General features: G+C 60.4%; 21 protein-coding genes and 1 tRNA gene. 12 read left to right on the top strand and 10 right to left on the bottom strand.

Annotated elements, in window-relative coordinates:
* Together ACI3KQ_RS00290 and ACI3KQ_RS00285 are read right to left on the bottom strand one after the other, a co-directional pair.
* Positions 1–345, bottom strand: a complete 345-nt coding sequence (locus ACI3KQ_RS00290; RefSeq protein WP_404953647.1) for a GntR family transcriptional regulator — start codon at positions 343–345, stop codon at positions 1–3.
* A 72-nt stretch (positions 346–417) separates the two neighbouring features.
* Entirely contained in the window at positions 418–996 is a 579-nt protein-coding gene (locus tag ACI3KQ_RS00285) for a nitroreductase (protein ID WP_404954052.1), read from the bottom strand.
* Between the two features lie 125 nt (positions 997–1,121).
* Here ACI3KQ_RS00285 and ACI3KQ_RS00280 point away from each other — a divergent pair, with 125 nt between their 5' ends.
* Positions 1,122–2,669 carry a peptide MFS transporter gene (locus ACI3KQ_RS00280; protein WP_404953645.1) on the top strand — a complete coding sequence of 516 codons (1,548 nt, stop codon included), beginning with the start codon at positions 1,122–1,124 and terminating at the stop codon, positions 2,667–2,669.
* 46 nt (positions 2,670–2,715) lie between these two features.
* On the opposite strand, the gene ACI3KQ_RS00275 is transcribed toward ACI3KQ_RS00280, so the two are convergent.
* Positions 2,716–3,183 carry an SH3 domain-containing protein gene (locus tag ACI3KQ_RS00275; RefSeq protein WP_404953643.1) on the bottom strand — a complete coding sequence of 156 codons (468 nt, stop codon included), beginning with the start codon at positions 3,181–3,183 and terminating at the stop codon, positions 2,716–2,718.
* 141 nt (positions 3,184–3,324) lie between these two features.
* On the opposite strand from ACI3KQ_RS00275, the gene ACI3KQ_RS00270 reads away from it, so the two are divergent.
* Genes ACI3KQ_RS00270 through ACI3KQ_RS00260 form a run of 3 tightly spaced genes read left to right on the top strand, consistent with a single transcriptional unit; the run spans position 3,325 to position 6,964 of the window.
* Positions 3,325–4,323 carry a 2-hydroxyacid dehydrogenase gene (locus ACI3KQ_RS00270; protein ID WP_404953641.1) on the top strand — a complete coding sequence of 333 codons (999 nt, stop codon included), beginning with the start codon at positions 3,325–3,327 and terminating at the stop codon, positions 4,321–4,323.
* Positions 4,320–6,038, top strand: coding sequence for a copper resistance system multicopper oxidase (locus ACI3KQ_RS00265; RefSeq protein WP_404953639.1), 1,719 nt, complete (start codon positions 4,320–4,322; stop codon positions 6,036–6,038). The genes ACI3KQ_RS00270 and ACI3KQ_RS00265 overlap by 4 nt, the downstream gene beginning before the upstream one ends.
* A gap of 5 nt (positions 6,039–6,043) precedes the next feature.
* A complete protein-coding gene (locus ACI3KQ_RS00260; protein ID WP_404954050.1) occupies positions 6,044–6,964 on the top strand; it encodes a copper resistance protein B in 921 nt (306 codons plus the stop codon).
* A gap of 8 nt (positions 6,965–6,972) precedes the next feature.
* Here the strand turns inward: ACI3KQ_RS00260 and ACI3KQ_RS00255 are convergent, their stop codons facing one another.
* From ACI3KQ_RS00255 to ACI3KQ_RS00245, 3 genes are all read right to left on the bottom strand, one after another.
* Positions 6,973–7,338, bottom strand: a complete 366-nt coding sequence (locus tag ACI3KQ_RS00255) for a hypothetical protein (protein ID WP_404953637.1) — start codon at positions 7,336–7,338, stop codon at positions 6,973–6,975.
* Positions 7,262–7,861: an RNA polymerase sigma factor gene (locus ACI3KQ_RS00250; protein WP_404953635.1), complete on the bottom strand. Its 600-nt coding sequence runs from the start codon at positions 7,859–7,861 to the stop codon at positions 7,262–7,264. The genes ACI3KQ_RS00255 and ACI3KQ_RS00250 overlap by 77 nt, the downstream gene beginning before the upstream one ends.
* A 144-nt stretch (positions 7,862–8,005) precedes the next feature.
* A complete protein-coding gene (locus ACI3KQ_RS00245) occupies positions 8,006–8,197 on the bottom strand; it encodes a hypothetical protein (RefSeq protein WP_404953633.1) in 192 nt (63 codons plus the stop codon).
* Between the two features lie 116 nt (positions 8,198–8,313).
* On the opposite strand from ACI3KQ_RS00245, the gene ACI3KQ_RS00240 reads away from it, so the two are divergent.
* The 5 genes from ACI3KQ_RS00240 to clpX all read left to right on the top strand — a co-directional run bounded on the left by ACI3KQ_RS00240 (position 8,314) and on the right by clpX (position 13,367).
* Positions 8,314–8,398: transfer RNA gene (locus ACI3KQ_RS00240), tRNA-Leu, on the top strand.
* Positions 8,399–8,467: 69 nt separating this feature from the next.
* Positions 8,468–10,069 (top strand): trigger factor, encoded by a 1,602-nt coding sequence (gene tig / locus ACI3KQ_RS00235; RefSeq protein WP_404953631.1) that lies wholly within the window; start codon positions 8,468–8,470, stop codon positions 10,067–10,069.
* A gap of 195 nt (positions 10,070–10,264) precedes the next feature.
* Positions 10,265–11,242: a glycosyltransferase family 2 protein gene (locus tag ACI3KQ_RS00230; RefSeq protein ID WP_404953629.1), complete on the top strand. Its 978-nt coding sequence runs from the start codon at positions 10,265–10,267 to the stop codon at positions 11,240–11,242.
* A gap of 89 nt (positions 11,243–11,331) precedes the next feature.
* Positions 11,332–11,967, top strand: coding sequence for an ATP-dependent Clp endopeptidase proteolytic subunit ClpP (clpP, locus tag ACI3KQ_RS00225; RefSeq protein WP_404953627.1), 636 nt, complete (start codon positions 11,332–11,334; stop codon positions 11,965–11,967).
* A gap of 131 nt (positions 11,968–12,098) precedes the next feature.
* Positions 12,099–13,367, top strand: a complete 1,269-nt coding sequence (gene clpX, locus ACI3KQ_RS00220) for an ATP-dependent Clp protease ATP-binding subunit ClpX (protein ID WP_167302863.1) — start codon at positions 12,099–12,101, stop codon at positions 13,365–13,367.
* Positions 13,368–13,619: 252 nt separating this feature from the next.
* Here clpX and mtgA read toward each other — a convergent pair whose 3' ends face one another.
* Complete coding sequence (gene mtgA / locus ACI3KQ_RS00215) at positions 13,620–14,315, bottom strand: monofunctional biosynthetic peptidoglycan transglycosylase (protein WP_404954048.1); 696 nt, start codon at positions 14,313–14,315, stop codon at positions 13,620–13,622.
* Between the two features lie 271 nt (positions 14,316–14,586).
* On the opposite strand from mtgA, the gene ACI3KQ_RS00210 reads away from it, so the two are divergent.
* Positions 14,587–14,790, top strand: coding sequence for a hypothetical protein (locus tag ACI3KQ_RS00210; protein ID WP_404953625.1), 204 nt, complete (start codon positions 14,587–14,589; stop codon positions 14,788–14,790).
* A gap of 131 nt (positions 14,791–14,921) precedes the next feature.
* Here ACI3KQ_RS00210 and rpoH read toward each other — a convergent pair whose 3' ends face one another.
* Together rpoH and ACI3KQ_RS00200 are read right to left on the bottom strand one after the other, a co-directional pair.
* The gene (gene rpoH, locus ACI3KQ_RS00205) at positions 14,922–15,833 is read right to left on the bottom strand and encodes an RNA polymerase sigma factor RpoH (protein ID WP_404953623.1); all 912 of its coding nucleotides are present in this window, start codon (positions 15,831–15,833) and stop codon (positions 14,922–14,924) included.
* A gap of 77 nt (positions 15,834–15,910) precedes the next feature.
* A complete protein-coding gene (locus ACI3KQ_RS00200; RefSeq protein WP_404953621.1) occupies positions 15,911–16,861 on the bottom strand; it encodes an RluA family pseudouridine synthase in 951 nt (316 codons plus the stop codon).
* Positions 16,862–16,878: 17 nt separating this feature from the next.
* Here ACI3KQ_RS00200 and ACI3KQ_RS00195 point away from each other — a divergent pair, with 17 nt between their 5' ends.
* Both ACI3KQ_RS00195 and ACI3KQ_RS00190 read left to right on the top strand, forming a co-directional pair.
* On the top strand, positions 16,879–17,280 hold the full coding sequence (locus ACI3KQ_RS00195) for a Mov34/MPN/PAD-1 family protein (protein ID WP_404953619.1): 402 nt from the start codon (positions 16,879–16,881) through the stop codon (positions 17,278–17,280).
* 98 nt (positions 17,281–17,378) lie between these two features.
* Positions 17,379–18,032, top strand: coding sequence for a histidine phosphotransferase family protein (locus ACI3KQ_RS00190; RefSeq protein ID WP_404953617.1), 654 nt, complete (start codon positions 17,379–17,381; stop codon positions 18,030–18,032).
* A 301-nt stretch (positions 18,033–18,333) separates the two neighbouring features.
* Here the strand turns inward: ACI3KQ_RS00190 and glnA are convergent, their stop codons facing one another.
* Entirely contained in the window at positions 18,334–19,746 is a 1,413-nt protein-coding gene (gene glnA / locus ACI3KQ_RS00185; RefSeq protein ID WP_404953615.1) for a type I glutamate--ammonia ligase, read from the bottom strand.
* Positions 19,747–19,811: the final 65 nt, after the last annotated feature.

Here is a 19,811-nt window from a genome sequence, read left to right as displayed (position 1 = left end):
TCAGACGCGCTCGATGTCCAGATCTTCAGGAGAGATGCCCAGTCGTTTGATCTGGTCGGCGACCGGCGGCCAGACGGTGTCCAGGAACCGGCGACGTTCCGCTTCGCGCAACCGGCGGCTGGCGCCATCGGCCACGAACATGCCGACGCCTCGCTTCACCACGATCAGTCCGTCATCCTGAAAACATTGATAGGCTTTCGCCACGGTCAGAGGATTTGCGCCCTGCCGCGTTGCCAGCGCTCGCACCGACGGAAGCAGGTCACCATCGCTATAATTGCCGTCCAATATGGACGCGGCGATGATTTCCCTTAGTCGCAGATATACGGGCTTGGACTCTTCGGCCATAGGTGCATCACTGCCATAATACAGCCATTCAGGTCAAGCAAAGCCCGGCGTCCGCTAGGCGTGCCTGGGCAACTATCTGTCCCACAACGACACTTTTTCATCATATAATGGCCGTGGCCGCTCTTCCTGTGGCCTGCCCGGCGTGCCGATGAACAGGAACCCCGCTATGCGCTCCTGATCCTTCGCAAAGGCGGCGCGCACATCCTCATTATAGGCTGGCCAACCAGTCAGCCATCCCCCGGCAAAGCCCATCGCATGGGCGGCGTGCAACAGGTTCATGATGGCGGCCCCTGCGGATAGTTCCTGTTCCCACACAGGGATTTTACTGCCTGCGACCGAAGCGGACAGCGCCACGACCAGCGTCGGTGCCTGATGGGCGAATTGGTGCATCGCTTCCAGCTCCAGCCTGCCCGCGCCAGGTTTTTCCGCGCGATAGGCCGCGTCCAGAACCGCTGCCAACCTGTCGCGCCTGTCCTGCGGTACGATCACGAAACGCCAAGGGGCTATCTTGCCATGGTCGGGCGTCCGCAGCGCGATCTCCAGCATCTGGCGCATCTGTTCATCGTCGGGGCCGGGCGCGATCAGGTCGCGCGGCTTGCCTGACCGGCGGGTGCGAAGAAGCGAAAGCGGGCTGCTAAGATCGTTGAACATGTCGGCCAAATGGCGCGCGCCGTCGGTTCGCGCAAGTGCGACCCGCTCTTTGACAGGCTTATCATTTCCGCTCTACGCTCGCTCGCACGGCTCCCAGGGCGGGGGAACAGCATGCGGGGAAGTGGATGACAGGTTCAACCTCGACTGCGGGCAAAGAAGGTGGGGGCGAAACGGGCAGGACCTGGCTCGGCCACCCGCGCGGCCTGTTCCTGCTGTTCTTCGTGGAAATGTGGGAACGCTTTTCCTTCTACGGCATGCGCGCGCTGCTGATTTTCTACCTGACGCAGCATTTCCTGTTTTCAGATCGGGACGCGTCCTACGCCTATGGCGCCTACATGTCGCTGATCTACATTTCGCCGTTGATGGGCGGCTATCTGGCCGACCGCTATCTCGGACAGCGCAAGGCGGTGCTGTTCGGCGGCGTCGTCATTGCCATGGGACATATCATCCTGGGTCTGGAAGGCGGCATTTCAGATGGCGACATGGGCCTTGGGCTGTTCTGGCTTGGCCTTGCCACCGTCATCACCGGGACCGGATTCCTCAAATCCAGCGTGTCCGCGCTGGTGGGACAGCTTTACCCGCGCGCCGACATTCGCCGGGACCCGGCCTATACGATTTTCTACATGGGCATCAATGTGGGTGCGACCATCGGCCCGCTGATCTGCGGCTATCTGGGGCAGCGCTGGGGTTGGCATTGGGGTTTTGGCGCGGCGTCGGTGGGCATGATCGCGGGCGTCATCGGCTTTGTCTGGTGCCGACCCCTGCTGCAGGGGGGCGGCGAACCGCCCGACCCGGCCCGGCTGGCCGAACGGATGGGCGGCATCATCAGCCGGGAATGGCTGGTCTATCTCTCCAGCCTGCTTTCCATCCTGCTATGCTGGTTCCTGATACAGCAACATGCCATCGTCGGCTGGATGCTGGCGGTGTCCAGCGCGCTGGTGGTTGCCTATATTTTTTGGGAAGCCTTTGGCCGGATGGAGCGTATCGGGCGGGACCGGATGCTGGCCGTGCTGTTCCTGTTGGTCATCAACCCGATCTTCTGGGGCCTTTATGAACAGACGGGGTCGTCCCTCGCCCTGTTCACCGACCGTTATACCGACCGCAGCATTTTGGGCTTCAACGTGCCAGCGTCGATGTTTCAGTCGGTGAACGCGGCCTATATTCTGCTGTTCGGCCCAGTCATGGCCGCCTTGTGGATATGGCTGGCGAAGCGGGGGTGGGAACCATCGACCCCGGCCAAGTTCGGCCTCGCGCTGGCACTGGTGGGGGCGGGTTTCCTAGTCCTTGTCGCAGGCAGCGGCGCGCCTGGTACGCTGACCCCGCTGCTGTTCATCTTCCTCCTCTACCTCTGCCATACACTGGGCGAACTGTGCCTGTCGCCCGTCGGCCTGTCCGCAATGTCAAAGCTGGCGCCGTCCCGCATGATCGGACTGATGATGGGAATCTGGTTCCTCGCCATGGCGCTGGGCGAATATGCTGCGGGCATGATCGCTGCGGCCACGGGCGGGGACGACGGCGTGGCGTCGCGCGATGGGGTGCTGGCGGTCTATGACCGGATAGGCTGGTGGTCGATCGGCATCGGCTTGCTGGTGATGGCGCTTGCGCCGCTGGTGAAGCGGTTGATGCATATCGACCGGCTGAATGAAGAAGATGGCGCAGGGGCCAGGGGCTGACGGCCTGTCGACCTGCGTCCGATTAAACACAGCGCGCTCTCATCCGCTACTGCGTCGCCCCCCAGATGTTGCTGGCGCGCACAAACCCCTTCTGCCCGCCCACGTCAAAAGCGCACCAGCCGTCATTGCAGGACGTCAGGCGGCCCACCACGCCTTTTTCCGCGCGATACACCGTGCGCGCGCCATCGTCGGCGGCGGCGCGCATCGGCGCAACCGGAGCCGTCACGATGGCCGTCGCAGTATCGCTCAGCAGCCGGACATGCATCCAGCCCTGCGTCCCGGCAGGGTCCTCGACCTTGCGCCAAAGGCCCAGGACCTGAACCACTTTTACCGGCAGGTCGCGGCGGCGATAGACCCAGTTGGACGGGTAATCCAGGCTAGGCCCCACGCGCATCCGCGCTTCATCCTGACTGATGGACGCCCAATAGGGCACGGCCTTTTTGGGCGACGCCGATGCTCCCCCCGCGACGCAGAGCGCTGCGATCGCTCCCGCGCCGATCAGATACCCCTTCATGGCCGATCTGTTTCCCTTGATTTCACATGTGCGACCATAGCCGTTGCCAACCCTGCCCGACAACTACTGTCTTTCTGTCAGGCTGGTTCCGCTTCGGCATAAGCGCTTGACCATCGCGGCAACGGGGAATAGCGGCCTTGCATGGCCAAGAAATCGCGTCCCGCCACGCCGCGCGTGATTGTCACGCGCCGCCTGCCTCCCAATGTAGAGGCGCGGATGGCGGATCTGTTCGACACGGTCTTCAACGTGGGCGACGTGCCGATGGATCGCACCGCCCTCACTCGCGCAATGGCCCAGTGCGACGTGCTGGTGCCTTCTGTCACTGACCAGATCGACGCCGCCCTGATCGAAGCAGCCCCGGACCGGCTGCAACTGATCGCCAGTTTCGGCAGCGGGGTCGACCATATCGACCTTGCCGCTGCCCGCAGCAGGGGCGTCATCGTCACCAACACGCCGGGCGTCCTGACGGAAGATACCGCCGACATGACCATGGCGCTCATCCTTTCCGTGCCCCGGCGGCTTGCGGAGGGGGAAAAGCTGGTGCGGTCGGGTCAGTGGCCCGGATGGAGCCCGTCGGGCATGCTGGGGCACCGCATCGGGGGCAAGCGGCTGGGAATCATCGGCATGGGGCGCATCGGCCGCGCCGTCGCCCGCCGCGCAGCCGCCTTTGGCCTGACCGTCGCCTATCACAACCGCCATCGCCTGCCGTTCGAGGTTGAACAGGAATTGTCGGCGACTTGGCATGCCGATGTGGACTCGCTGCTGACCGAGAGCGACATCGTGACGATCAACTGTCCGCTCAACAGCGACAGCCGGGGGATGATCGACGCACGGCGCATCGCCCTCATGCGGCCCGACGCCTATCTCATCAACACTTCACGCGCTGAGATCACGGATGAACCGGCGTTGATCGCCGCCCTGTCCGAAGGACGGATTGCGGGAGCCGGGCTGGATGTCTACGCCCATGAACCGGCGGTCGATGCGCGTTTGCTGGCGCTGTCGAACGTGGTGCTGTTGCCGCATATGGGGTCGGCGACATTCGAAGGCCGCGACGCGACCGGCGCGCGCGTTATCGCCAACATCCGCAGCTGGGCCGACGGCCACCGCCCGCCGAACCAGGTTCTGGAAGGATGGGTTTGACCGGCGCGACCGATGGCAGGATCGACCGCCGCAGCCTGATCGCGGGTGCAGCGGGACTTGCCGGGCTGTTCGGCGCGGGCGGCGCTTTCCCCGCCTGGGCGCGCAGCGGAACACAGGGCCTGACGCCTTCTGCCGACGTGCTGGGTGGCGACGCCATCGCGCTGACGGTCGGCGAAAGCCATTTTTCGACCGGTGGCCGTTCGGCGCATGCGGTCACGGTCAACGGCACGCTGCCCGCGCCGCTCATCCGCTTGAAAGAAGGCAGCAATGTCCGCATCGCCGTCACCAACCGGCTGAAGGAGGATACGTCCATCCACTGGCACGGCCTGATCGTGCCGTTCCAGATGGACGGCGTTCCCGGCGTCAGCTTCCCCGGAATCGCGCCGGGCGAAACGTTCGTATACGACTTCCCCGTCCGCCAGTCGGGCACTTACTGGTATCACAGCCATTCGGGCATGCAGGAAGCTGTCGGCCATTATGGCCCGATCGTCATCGATCCCGCCGGGCCTGACCCAGTGCAGGCCACCCGCGAACATGTGGTCATATTGTCGGACTGGAGCCCCATTCACCCGCACATTCTGTTGAAGCGCCTCAAACAGAATGGCGGCTATTTCAACATGCAAAGGCAAACGCTGGCAGGGCTGCTGGCGGGCCAGGACCAGAGCCTGGGCGAACGGCTGCGATGGGGCGCGATGCGGATGGACCCCACCGATGTGTCGGACGTCAGCGGGTCGACATATAGCTTTTTGGTCAACGGCCATGGCACGGCGGAAAACTGGACGGGCCTGTTCACCCCCGGCGAACGGGTAAGGCTGCGCATCATCAATGCGTCGGCGATGACCAACTTCAACGTCCGCCTGCCGGGCCTGCCGATGACTGTGGTGCAATGCGACGGCCAGAATGTTCAACCGGTGGAAACCGACGAGTTTCAGATCGGCATCGCCGAAACCTATGACGTGGTGGTCCAGCCCGCAGAAGCAAAGCCCTATGGCCTGATTGCCGAAGCGATCGACCGTTCCGGGCTGGTCCGCGCCACCCTGGCCCCGCGCATCGGCATGACCGCGCCAGTGCCGCCGCTGCGCGCGCGACCGCTGCTGGGGATGAAGGACATGGGGATGGACATGTCCGGCATGGGCCATGGCGGGATGGAGCGGCACGCCATGAAAATGCGCGATCCCACCGTCGCGCCGCAGGTCAGGATGGGGCCAGGCGTCGCCACCCTGTCCCCCATGCCGGTCGATCGCACCGCTGACCGTCCCACCGGCCTTGAACATGTCGCCCATCGGGTGCTGACCTATGCCGACCTCAAATCGCTCACTCCCAATAGCGACCGACGGCCGCCCAGCCGCACGCTGGACATTCACCTGACCGCCAATATGGAACGCTATATGTGGTCGTTCGACGGGGTGAAGCTGTCGGACGGGGCGCAGCCCATAGCGTTCCGCCATATGGAGCGGATTCGCGTGAACCTCATCAACGATACGATGATGCCGCACCCCATCCATCTGCACGGCCATTTCTTCGAACTGGTCACCGGGGCAGGGGATCATAACCCACGCAAGCATAGTGTGAACGTGTTGCCGGGCGGCAAGGTCAGTTTCGACCTGACCGCCGACGCGCTGGGGGACTGGGCATTCCACTGCCACATGCTGCTGCACATGCATGCGGGCATGATGCGGGTCGTCACCGTCCGCCATGACGGAGAAGGGGCGTGAAGCCGATTGCCGCCGCCGTCGCCGCTCTGACGCTCGCGACCCTGCCGTTGCCCGTTTCGGCGCAGGACCATCAGCATATGGACCATGGCGCGATGGAGCAGGATCATTCCTCCCATCAACCTCCTGAAAAGACGCCACCTCCAGACCCTCACGCCGGTCATGGCCCGCCAGCGGCGAGCGTGCCCATTCCACACGGCATCGCTCCACCCCCGCCAACCGATCATGCCGCCGACGCAGTCTACGGCCCAGCCGCCATGGCCCGCGCCCGCCGCCTGATGGTGAAGGAAAATGGCGGCATGATCTTTTCCCGCTGGATGCTGGACCGATTAGAATATCGATCCGCACGGGGGGCGAACGGCTATCATTGGGAAGGCGAAGGTTGGATCGGCGGCGACATCAACCGCCTGGCCGTCAAGACGGAAGGGGAGGGGGCATTTGGCGGACCCTTGGAAAGCGCCGAGCTACAGGCACTGTTCAGCCGGGCCATCGACCCCTGGTTCAATCTGGAGTTTGGGGTGCGCCACGACATCCGTCCCAAACCGCAGCGCAGCTATGCCGTGATCGGCATCGACGGCCTCGCGCCCTATTGGTTCGAAGTCAGCGCCCAGGCGTTCCTGTCGAATCGGGGCGACGCGCACCTGCGGCTGGAGGGCAGCTATGACCAGCGCATCACCCAGCGCCTGATCCTGCAACCCGCAGTGGAGCTGAATATCGCAGCGCAGGATGTGCGCGAATTGAACATCGGCGCCGGTCTGTCGGACATCGAACTGGGATTGCGGTTCCGTTATGAAGTGGCGCGCGAATTTGCGCCCTATGTCGGGCTGAACTGGGAACGCAAGCTGGGTGATACGGCTCGGTTCACCCGCGCTGCGGGCGACGGCGCATCGGCGACCAGCCTTGTCGCCGGCGTGCGCTTCTGGTTCTGATCCTCTACTCAGCGGCCTGTCGCGCCAAAGCCGTAAAGCAGGATAAGCGCCGCGATGACGATCATCGTTCCCGCGACAGCCGCAGCGATCCACCATTTTTGGGAAGTCCGCCGTCTGTGATATTCACCAACGACATCGGTCGGGACCGCCAATGCGATTTTCGTCGCAGCGCATTTCAGCCGTTCTGCCGCGTCCCAGGCGGCCTGCGCCTTGGCAAAGGCGACGGCATGGCGGGCATCCGCCTCGACCCATGCCCAAAGTTCGGCTTCGTCCTGTGGCTTAGGGTCGCTTAGCAGCTTAGCCAGCAGGCGCGCGGCTTCCCTCTCTATCTCGTTCCTGCCTCCGCAGTTTGAACCTGGGCCCGACGCCTGCACGTTCGAAATCCGTTTCCTCGCGTTCCGACCAAGCCCGCATAACTATCCCGATCGCTTTGGCCAGATGTTTTTCAACTGTAGAAACGGACAGGGACATTTCTGCCGCTATTTCCAGCATGGATTTTTCGTGAACGCGGCGCAGGATGAACACCTTGCGGCACTGCGGCGGCAACGTGGCGACGATCCGTTCGACCTGGCGCAGCTCTTCACGGGCTTGGATCTGCGCCTCCAGATTATGCCCGCCTTGCAATAATTCCAGGTCGGCAATCGTTTCGAAGCTGACGATTTTGTTGCGGCGGGCGGTGTCGATAACCAGGTTGCGTGCGATCGTGAACAGATAGGCACGGCCAGTCAGCACATTTTGCCAATTTTCTGTCGCATAGGCGCGGGTCAGGACCTCCGCCACCATATCGTCCAATTCCTGGGTCGCAGGCAATATTCGACGCAAACGACCCCTAAGGGCCGGTTCCTGCGGCAGAATGACCGTTTTGAACCAATCCAACTTGGCGCGAACCTGATGCACGTGGACTCCCTTTTGCCAACCGCGCCTCTCCCGCTACCCATGTTGTTGCGGTTCAATCATGCCTGCAAGGACCTGTCCAGCGCCCGAATATGGAATTCGGGCGGCGTGGATAATTTCGGTGATGCGACAAAAAGTCCCCGCGCCTCAGTCCGGCGGTATCTCTGGAATCGAACGATCGGGCTGGTCGTAATCGGGCCGCGTGGGGACAAAGCCAGGCGGCTCTTCGCGCGGCGTTTCATCAGGCGACAAGGGCGGGGGAGCCTCCGGCGGCGATTGCGGCTGGATGGTGTCCGGCGACGGGACATTGATTGGATCGGGGTCGGGCTGAGTAGCCATATATCTCTCCTTTCGAAGGGCTACGCGCGGACAGGGGCGTGGGTTCCGCGCCTGTTATCCACAATTGCTTGCCTCCCCGGACGCTTTTCTCTATGCCGCGCCGACCGGCGACCGATGCGGGCGTGGCGAAACTGGTAGACGCGCCAGATTTAGGTTCTGGTATCGCAAGATGTGGGGGTTCGAGTCCCTTCGCCCGCACCAGTGCGCCCGGCCTTAGCGTCATACCAGGCGCCACCTGAATTCAGCTGAAGAAAGCGTTTGAGAGAAGAGATGCAGACTGTCGAGACGTTGAACGAAGGCCTGAAGCGCGCCTACACCGTGACCATCACGTCGAAGGATATCGACGCCCGCGTGGAAAAGGAAGTGGCCGCCATCGCCCCACAGGTCCGCATGCCCGGCTTCCGCCCCGGAAAGGTGCCCGCGAATCTCGTCAAGAAGATGCATGGCGAATCGCTGCAGCGGGACGCCCTCAACGGCTCCATCCAGGACAGCATTCAAAAGCTGATTTCCGATAACAAGCTGCGTCCCGCGATGCAGCCGTCGGTCGAACTGGATGAAGGGTTCGAATTCGGCAAGGATGCCGAAGTGAAGGTTGCGCTCGAAGTGCTGCCGGAAATCGCTGCCCCCAGCATTGATGGTTTGAAGCTGGAACGGCTCACCGTCGAAGTCGCCGACGCGCAGGTGGATGAAGCCGCTGGTCGCATCGCCGTTCAGCAGGGCGCGCTGGAAGAACATGCCGCTTCGCACAAGGCGAAGGATGGCGACACGCTGACCATCGATTTCGTCGGCAAGATCGACGGCGAAGCCTTTGAAGGCGGTTCGGCTGAAGATGTGAAGCTGAAAATCGGTTCGGGCCAGTTCATTCCGGGCTTCGAAGAACAGCTGACCGGCGTCAAGAAGGGCGAAGAAAAGACCATCACGGTTCCTTTCCCTGAAGATTATGGCGCGGCCCATCTTGCTGGCAAGACCGCGACTTTCGACGTCACCGTCAAGTCGATCCTGAACGCTGACAAGCCCAAGCTGGACGATGATTTCGCCAAGTCGCTGGGTCTTGAAGGTCTGGACAAGCTCAAGGAGCTGCTGAAGGGCCAGATCGAGCAGGAACATAATGGCCTGACGCGGACCTATATGAAGCGCAAGCTGCTCGACCAGCTGGCCGCTGCGCATGATTTCGATGTGCCGCCCAGCATGGTGGAGGCCGAATTCGACCAGATCTGGGCGCAGCTTCAGCATGAAGCCGGTCATGAGGAAGATCCCGAAGCTGCCATCAAGGAGATGGAGGCGGAGAAGGAAGATTATCGCGCCATCGCCGTGCGTCGCGTCCGTCTGGGCCTGCTGCTCTCTGAAATCGGCCAGGCCAATGGCGTGACCGTTTCCGATCAGGAAATGAATCGTCTGATCATGCAGGCGGCTCAGCAGTACGGCCCGCAGGATCGCGAACGTTTCGTCCAATATGTCCGTCAGGACCCGATGGCCGCCGCCCAGCTGCGCGCGCCGCTATATGAAGACAAGGTCGTCGATTTCCTGTTTGAAAAGGCGGAAATCAGCGAACGCGCTGTCAGCCGTGAAGAGCTGGAAGCCGCGATCGAGGCCGAAGATGGCGATCTGAAGCCGCACGTCCACGGGCCGGGCTGTGGTCATGACCATGATCATGATGAAAAGCCCAAGGCGAAGAAGGCTGCCGCTCCCAAGAAGAAGGCCGCTGAAACCGAAGCTGAAGAGGCTCCTGCTGCCGAAGCGCCTGCCAAGAAGGCGCCGGCGAAAAAGGCTGCGGCCAAGAAGGACGACGCCGTGGCTGACGAAGCCGCCGCCGCAGAAAAGCCCAAGGCCAAGAAAGCGCCTGCCAAGAAGGCTGCTGCCAAGGCAGAATAATCTGACAGGCAGGCCCTGCGCCATCCTTGTCCCCCGGTCGATCCGGCGGGCGTAAGGCCAGGAACATGAAAAGGCGTCCGTCTTTCCGGGGGAAGGACGGACGCTTTTCATTTCTGACTTGGCGTGGCAGATGAAATGTTAATCCAGCCCGTTCATGCGGGGTCTGAATGCAGGGACGTAAAAGGTGTGGGGGCGATGAAGGAATTTCCGGCAGTGGAGGGCGCAGAGGGGATCTCCACGCCCCGGATCGCGGTCATCCTGCCCTGCTACAATGAAGCAGGCGCGATCGTGCAGACGGTCCGGGATTTCCGCCGCGCCTTCCCGGCGGCTGACATCTATGTGTTCGACAATAACAGCAGTGACGGCAGCGCCGATCTGGCTGCCGCCGCTGGCGCGATTGTCCGCCGCGTGTCGCAACAGGGCAAGGGGCATGTCGTCCGCCGCATGTTCGCGGATGTGGACGCGGACATCTATGTCATGGCCGATGGCGACGCGACCTATGAAGCCGCCGCGGCCCCGCGCATGGTGGCGGCGATGCTGGAAGATAATCTCGACATGGTCGTGGGTACGCGCAAGAGCGAAGCCGACGAGGCGTATCGCCGTGGCCACCGCTTCGGCAATTGGGCGCTGACCAGTCTTCTCAAACAGCTGTTCGGTCGCACCTTCACTGACATTCTGTCGGGATATCGCGTCTTCTCCCGCCGCTTCGTCAAAAGCTTCCCCGTCCTGTCCGCCGGCTTTGAGATCGAAACCGAAATCAGCGTCCACGCGCTCGAACTGTCCATGCCGGTGTCCGAAATGCTGACGGCTTATGGCGCCCGCCCCGAAGGCTCCGTCAGCAAACTCAGCACCTATCGAGATGGCTGGCGCATATTGCGAACGATTATCACTCTTTACCGGATCGAGCGTCCTATTCTGTTCTTTGGTTCCTTCGCGGTTTTGCTCGCCGCAACCGGATTAATTTTGGCAACCCCACTCATCCTCACCTATATGGAAACGGGGCTGGTCCCGCGTTTTCCGACCGCGATCCTGGTCACCGGCCTCATGATCCTCGCAACCCTGTCAGGCACCTGCGGCCTCATCCTCGATACGGTCGTTCGCGGGCGCCGCGAAGTGCGCCGCCTTGCCTATCTGGGATTTCGCGCGCCGTCCGACTTCGCCCGCCGCGACTGACGCCAACGTCTGTTCACGCGCCCCCTTGAACCGCCCCGCTTTTGTGCCGATGTAGTGTCCGGGCAAAAGCACTTAGCTGAAAGAGCATAATGACTGATATCATGTCTGATCCCATGGCCGCGCTGGTTCCTATCGTCATCGAGCAATCGAATCGCGGAGAGCGAAGCTTCGACATTTATTCACGCCTGCTGCGCGAACGGATCATCTTCATCACCGGCCAGGTCGAAGATCACATGGCATCGCTGATCGTTGCCCAGCTGTTATTCCTCGAATCGGAAAATCCGAAGAAGGACATCTGGATGTACATCAACTCGCCCGGCGGCGTGGTGACGGCGGGCATGGCGATCCACGATACGATGAAATATATCCGTCCGCAGGTAGGCACCGTGTGCATCGGACAGGCGGCATCCATGGGCAGCTTTCTGCTCGCGGCGGGCGAGCCGGGCAAGCGGATTGCTCTCTCCAATGCCCGGATCATGGTTCACCAGCCTTCAGGCGGCGCGCAAGGCATGGCGAGCGATATCGAAATCCAGGCGAAGGAAATACTGCGTATCCGTCAGCGGCTGAATAGCCTCTACGCAACATATACGGGCCGTCCGCTGGAAGAGATCGAGCGGGCCATGGACCGCGACACATTTCTGGAGGCGGAAGAAGCAAAGGCCTTTGGCTTGGTGGACGAGGTATTCGATCGTCGGCCGGCGATGCCGGACTCGACGGAAAGTTAACATGGATCTTGATCGCGCGCGCCGTTTCTCCCCTTGTGAAACCGGCGTGACGCGGTCTAGGATGATCCTAGGACCGAAATATCCCTGGACTGGCGCGGCGTTCGCAAAGGGCAGGGAGGAAAGATTGGCGAATGACTAAGCTTACGGGCTCCGATTCCAAAAGTACGCTTTACTGCTCCTTCTGCGGCAAGTCGCAGCATGAGGTGCGAAAGCTGATCGCGGGGCCGACCGTGTTCATCTGCGATGAGTGCGTCGAATTATGTAACGACATCATCCGGGAAGAGACCAAGGGTGGTCTCGTCGGCAAAAAGGATGGCGGCGTACCTACTCCGCAGGAAATCTGCGATGTGCTGGACGACTATGTGATCGGCCAAAACCGGGCGAAGCGTGTCCTGTCAGTCGCAGTTCATAACCATTACAAGCGCCTCAATCACGGCAGCAAGCCGGGCGAGGTGGAATTGGCCAAGTCCAACATCTTGCTGGTGGGACCGACCGGTTGCGGCAAAACGCTGCTCGCGCAGACCCTCGCCAAGACATTTGACGTTCCCTTTACAATGGCCGACGCCACGACGCTGACCGAGGCGGGCTATGTGGGTGAAGATGTCGAGAACATCATCCTCAAGCTGCTGCAGGCGTCTGACTATAATGTCGAAAAAGCACAGCGCGGCATCGTCTATATCGACGAGATCGACAAGATCAGCCGCAAGGCCGAGAACCCTTCCATCACGCGTGACGTATCGGGTGAGGGGGTGCAGCAGGCGCTATTGAAGTTGATGGAAGGCACGACTGCCTCCGTCCCGCCGCAGGGTGGCAGAAAACATCCACAGCAGGAGTTCTTGCAGGTCGACACCACCAATATCCTCTTCATCTGCGGAGGTGCGTTTGCGGGACTTGAAAAGATCATCGGTGACCGCTTGGAAGCCAAATCGATCGGCTTTGGCGCCTATGTCGCGGCTCCCGAAGAACGAAAGACCGGCGAATTGCTGCGCCAGAGTGAACCGGAAGATCTGCTGAAGTTCGGGCTAATCCCTGAATTTGTAGGCCGTTTGCCGGTCATAGCGACGCTTGAAGATCTGGACGTGAATGCGCTGGTCAAAATTCTCGTCGAGCCGAAAAATGCGCTGGTGAAGCAATATGGTAAGCTGTTCGACATGGAGAATGTTGAGCTGAGCTTCACCGATGATGCGCTGACGGCGATCGCCAAGCGAGCGATCGAGCGCAAGACGGGTGCTCGCGGCTTGCGTTCGATCCTGGAATCAATCCTGCTCGATACGATGTTCGACTTGCCTTCGATGGAAGGTGTCGGCGAAGTCGTTGTGGACAAGGATGTCGTTGCAGGCACAAAGGAACCGATCCGTGTGTTTAGCGAAAAGGACAAAAGGGCTGAAGACGCAGCCTGATAGCCCTCGATTCGAAAGTGCAAAATGGCTCGCCCGGAGTGGTCCGGGCGAGCATTTTTTATGGGATTCGTTGAACAGGGCCTCGCCGTTGTCGTGCCAAAGGCTCAAAGGGCTGCTGGCACCGAGCCAGTTGTTCTCCATCGCGCCTCTGAGCTGCAAACTTATTTGTGCCGACCGACGACAGGTGGTCTGTAAACGACGATATACGGCCACGTCCTTTAGGGAGCAGCTCGAGCGGCGTTCTGCACATTCTCACCGAAGGCAGCTATCCAATTCGTCGCGGGAGACCACGCGGATACGGCTTGCGATGCTGTTGCCGTAGCGGCGCGTGAAGCCGCCTGGGGCGACGGCGGCGCGCTTTTTGGGCAAAGGTAGTACTGCCGCGATACGGGCCGCTTCGGCCCTGCTCAGTCTGCCAGCGCCGTGATGGAAATAACGAATCGCGCCTGCCTGGACGCCATAGGTGCCAAGGCCGGTTTCCGCGACGTTCAGATAGATTTCCATGATCCGCCGCTTGCCCCAGATTGCTTCGATCAACAGGGTGAACCAGGCTTCAAACCCCTTGCGGATAAAGCCGCCGCCTTGAAACAGGAACACGTTCTTCGCTGTCTGTTGGCTGATGGTTGAACCGCCCCGGATGCGTCTGCCACTGGCATTGTGGCGCAACGCCTGTGCGATGGCCACCGTATCGAAGCCATGGTGGCTGCAAAAACGGCTATCCTCGGCCGCGATGGCGGCGCGTGCCATGTCAGGGTCAATCTCGTCTAGGCTGACCCAATCCTTAGTGATGCCGTTCGGATCAAGCAGCATCGTCAGCGTCACTGGAGGCGGCACGAAGCGATAAAGAGCTACAAGCAACAGCGAAAGAATGACAAACCCGCCGATAGCTTTGAAGAAAATGCCGAGCCAACGGGAAATACGGCGAGGGGCAGCGGCACGGGCAATCATGCCATGCGTCGTAGCGCGATTCAGCACGCGTTCAAGCCGCTGAGTACGATCGGATGCGTGTGGCAGACGCTTCCTGTGGGAATTGATACTATGAGAGGGGGAAGGCCGTTTCTTGCTCGCCTGCTATTTGGCTGGCGTAAGAGTGAACTATGCGCTCTGACATGACGCCCGACTACATCCTGCAGATTGACATGGGAGTCTGGCCATCCAAAACATTGCTGAGCGCAGTTGAACTCGGCTTGCTTATCTAACTGGGGAGCGGGAGTGCAGCTTGAGCGGGCGCTCGACCTGCATCCTCGGGCAAACTACGGCTTCCTCAACGCGCTCGATCAGCACCCTGCAGATTGGTAAACCGCAGAATGAAATCAAACGTTCCGGCACGTCAATGTCTGACGCGCTGTATGATGATGAGGCTCGGCTCGATCAGTTTATGGACGCCATAAGCGGTGTGTCGATGGACAATTCAGAAGGTTAACCCGTCGTCTCAATTTTTCGAGTTATTACGATCTTGAAGACATTGGCGGGACCGCTGAGCAGCTGCCATGCTTCATGGCTACAGAAAGGCCCCGGATGGGTCCGGGGCCTGTCTCTACTGTTAGGCGTCGCTCAGGCGAGCACAAGCCGCATCTTGCCCAGTCGGTCGCCTGCAATCCGCATCATCGCCTTCTGTAGCTTTTCAAAGGCGCGGACCTCGATCTGGCGGACCCGCTCACGAGACACGCCGTAAACCTGGCTAAGTTCTTCGAGCGTCTTAGGCTCTTCAGCCAGCCGCCGTTCGGCGAGGATGTGCTTTTCGCGATCATTCAGGTCGTCCATCGCCTCGACAAGCATGTCGTGACGCAGCGTCTTTTCCTGCTCGTCCGCAACCCGCTCGTCCTGCAACGGATCGGTGTCAGCCAACCAGTCCTGCCATTGACCTTCGCCATCTTCTCGCATGGGGACGTTGAGCGATGTGTCGCCGCCCATCGCCATGCGACGATTCATGGAGATCACGTCTTCTTCGCTAACACCTAGATCAGTCGCGATTTTCCTGACGTCTTCAGGGTGGAGGTCTCCATCTTCGAACGCCTCGATATTGTTTTTCATCCGGCGAAGGTTGAAAAACAGCTTCTTCTGCGCTGCGGTGGTGCCCATCTTGACCAAGCTCCACGACCGCAGGATGAATTCCTGGATCGAAGCACGGATCCACCACATGGCGTAAGTCGCCAAGCGAAAGCCACGCTCCGGCTCGAACTTCTTCACGCCCTGCATCAGGCCAATATTGCCCTCGCTGATAAGTTCGCTAACCGGCAGGCCGTAGCCGCGATAGCCCATGGCGATCTTTGCGACCAAGCGGAGGTGAGATGTCACCAGCTGCGCCGCCGCTTCAGGATCCTGATGCTCGGCATATCGCTTGGCGAGCATATATTCCTGTTCGGGCTTGAGGATCGGAAATTTACGGATTTCCGAAAGATAGCGGTTGAGGCTGGCTTCACCGCCCAGCGCCGGAACCGCGGGGACATTGCTTTTATCAGCCATGTCGCTTCACCTTTCCCTTTCATGCGAGGCTGGACCCAAAAGTGGCATCCAGAACGCCGTCGCAAACTTGTCCAAAACTATACGTAGAGCTCGCTTAACAGTTCCTGCATATCGGTGGGCAGTGCGCTATCGAAGCTGAGCTTTTCCCCGGACACCGGATGTATGAACCCCAGCCTTTTGGCGTGCAATGCCTGCCTTTTGAAACCCAGCGTTTCCAGTATTGATTTGAAACCTTTTCTTTCTCTACCGTAAACGGGGTCTCCGATCAAGGGATGACCCAGATGTGTCAGATGGACGCGGACTTGGTGGGTCCGACCAGTTTGCAATCTGCATTCAATCAGGGCTGCACCCCGCATCCGGTCGATCACGCGATAATGGGTAACGGCACGCTTGCCCCTCCCGTCCGGATGAACCGCCATTTTCTTGCGATCGCTATTCGATCGCCCGATCCACGTATCCACTATGCCAGCTGCTGGATTAGGAATGCCGTACACGATGGCGGAATAGAGCCGGTCGATGTTGTGTGTGCTGAACTGATGGGCCAAGCCTTCGTGAGCCTTGTCCGACTTAGCAACGACCAAAAGGCCGGAAGTGTCTTTGTCGATGCGATGCACAATGCCGGGGCGCGCCACACCGCCTATGCCAGAGAGGCTGTCTCTGCAATGATGGAGCAACGCGTTTACCAATGTGCCGTCGAGATTGCCAACAGCCGGGTGAACGACCATGCCCGCAGGCTTGTCGATCACGATCAGGTCGGCATCTTCATAGACAATGACCAGTGGAATATCCTGTGCGACGACCTCCGATTCGGCCGTGGCTGGGAGTGTGATGGCGAAGACCTGCCCCGCAGCCACTTTGATCGATGGGTTGAGGGCACGGCCGCCAGAGGTCACCTGCCCCTCGACAATCAGCGCCTTCAACCGTTCGCGCGACAAGTCCGGCAGCAGTTCGGCAAGCGCCTTGTCGAGCCGCAAGCCCTGTTGCGCCTCGCCAATCGTCGTTTCGATGATGGAAACCCCCGAACCCATTGGCTAGGGATGTAGGCATGAAAGTGCGTATTGCAAGGCTCTTGCTGCGGCGCGTTGTCGCTATGGCGCAGGCTGAACAGGATGAGGTTTGCGGTCTTTTGCTGGGCGAGGCAGGATGGATAAGCGCAATCAGGCCGACGGCCAACGTCGCGCAAGATCCCGCACGGCATTTTGAAGTCGACCCGGTGGTCCTGATTGCCGCCCACCGTCAAGCGCGGGTTGGGGGGAACTCGGTCATCGGCCATTACCATTCCCACCCCAGCGGCCATGGCGAGCCATCAGCCACCGACGCGGCCAGTGCGGCGGCAGACGGCAGCTACTGGATGATCGCGGCGAATGGCACTGTGCGCCTTTGGCAGGCAGTGCCGGGAGAGCGGGGGGGCGTGCGTTTTGTTGCCATCGGGCTCGATATACTGTGAATGAAAGACGGCAGGGCGGGGTTGCATCGCGAGACAGGGCAGCGCATTAGCCGTTCATCCCCTTTCTTTTCTTCACTATCCCGGCGGCAGCGACATCTATGAATCATCCGACCGATAGCATCGAATTTGCCAGCCTGCTGTGCTCCCGTCTTTGCCATGATTTGTTGAGTCCTGTGGGTGCGCTCAACAACGGGCTTGAGCTGATGGCTGATGAAACCGATCCTGAAATGCGCCAACGCTGCCTGGAACTTCTGGGAGATAGCGCGCGGACATCGGCCAATAAACTCAAATTCTTTCGGTTGGCGTTCGGGTCAGCTGGAGGTTTTGGCGACGCGGTGCCTACGCACGAAGCACGTGTCGCCATCGAAGGAATATTCGCTGGGTCGGGCCGGGTGAAGATTGGCTGGCTGGTGGGCGAGGAAATGCTTGAGAAGTTGCCGGTCAAGGTGTTGCTGAATCTGGCCCTTATAGCGGGCGACGCGCTGGTGCGTGGAGGGCAGCTGGATATTGGCGCCGAACGGCGGCCGGGCGTTACCGAAATCGTTGTTCGGGGAGAAGGGCCAAAACTGGTGCTGGACCCGGATTTGCGTTCCGCGCTGGCCGGGACGCTCCCGGCGGAGGGGCTAGGATCGCGCACGGCGGCGGCATGGATGACGCGTAGTCTTGTGACAGGGGCAGGGGGTGACATTGCACTGTCTGCGCCTGGAGAGCCGATCTTGCTGTTTGGAGCGTCTATTCCAGACCGGGGCTGAAATCGGCACGATCGCGCCGAGGACCGCTCTTAAATCCCCCGCTGAAATCACGGCCCGGTGAGAGGAGGGCTTGCTGATTCTCAATCATCTCCTTCGTGCTACGCATAGGGATGAAGCACCGCAGGGGAGCGGCCAAAGGCTTGAACTTTCGAATTCCCCCTACGTCATATTTATTTGATCAACATCCTCCCACCTTTGGCATTGGAGGATTCGCATTTCTCGTCGGCAGATAAGCCCCTTCTGTAAACGAAAAAAGCCCGGCCGCTTGGACCGGGCTTCCTTTTTGCGAGCTCCCGAAAAATCAGGCGCTGTAATACATGTCGAATTCGACCGGCGAAGGAGCCATTTCCCAACGATAAACTTCCGGCCACTTCAGTTCGAGATAGGCTTCGATCTGGTCCTTGGTGAACACGTCGCCCTTCAGAAGGAAGTCATGGTCGGCGGCCAGCGAATCGAGCGCTTCACGTAATGAGGCGCAAACGGTCGGGACCTGGCTCAGTTCTTCCGGAGGCAGATCGTAGAGATTCTTGTCCATCGCGGAACCCGGATGAATCTTGTTCTCAATCCCGTCGAGGCCCGCCATCAGCAGTGCGGCGTAGCACAGATAAGGGTTGGCCATCGCGTCGGGGAAGCGGAATTCCACGCGCTTTGCCTTGGCACCTGCGCCATAGGGGATGCGGCAGGAAGCCGAACGGTTGCGAGCCGAATAGGCAAGCAGAACGGGCGCTTCAAAGCCTGGCACCAGACGCTTGTAGCTGTTAGTGGTCGGGTTGGTGAAGGCGTTGAGCGCCTTCGCGTGCTTGATCACGCCGCCGATGAAGTAAAGGCACATGTCGGACAGACCGGCATAGCCTTCACCTGCGAACAGCGGCTTGCCGCCGTCCCAGATCGACATGTGGGTGTGCATGCCCGAGCCGTTGTCCTGCGCGATAGGCTTGGGCATGAAAGTCGCGGTCTTGCCATAGGCCTGGGCGACCATCTGCACGACATATTTGTAGATCTGCATGCGGTCGGCGGTCTGCACCAGCGTGCCGAAGGTCAGGCCGAGTTCATGCTGAGCAGCGGCCACTTCATGGTGATGCTTGTCGCAGGGCAGGCCCATTTCGAGCATGGTGGTGACCATTTCGGCGCGGATGTCGGTGGCCGGATCGACCGGAGCAACCGGGAAGTAGCCGCCCTTGGCGCGCGGACGGTGGGCAAGGTTGCCACCTTCATATTCCCTACCGGTGTTGGTCGGCAGTTCGATATCGTCGATCTTGTAGAAAGATTCGTTGTAGTCCGAGTTGAAGCGGACGTCGTCGAACATGAAGAATTCGGCTTCTGGACCGACATACACGGTGTCGCCAAAACCGGCCGACTTTACGAACGATTCAGCACGCTTGGCGGTCGAACGCGGATCACGGGCGTAGAGTTCGCCGGTGTCGGGCTCAACGATGTCGCAGAATAGGATCAGCATCGGGGTAGCGCTGAAAGGATCGACATAGACGGCGTCCAAGTCGGGCTTCAGGATCATGTCCGACTCGTTGATGGCCTTCCAGCCTTCGATCGACGATCCGTCGAACATCAGCCCTTGGGTCAGTTCATCTTCGCCCAGAATGGATGCGACCATGGTCAGGTGCTGCCACTTGCCCTTAGGATCGGTAAAGCGCAGATCGACCCATTCGATTTCCTTTTCCTCGACCATCTTGAGGATGTCTTTTGGCGTGTTGGCCATGTGCAATCTGCCCTTCTCTATTGATACCCCCCGGAGGGATAGTTGATGCATGCGTTCGCGACCTC

Origin of the sequence: Sphingobium sp. ZW T5_29 (assembly GCF_044987515.1) — a bacterium.
Lineage (GTDB): Bacteria > Pseudomonadota > Alphaproteobacteria > Sphingomonadales > Sphingomonadaceae > Sphingobium.
This window is presented reverse-complemented; position numbering and strand designations above follow the sequence as displayed.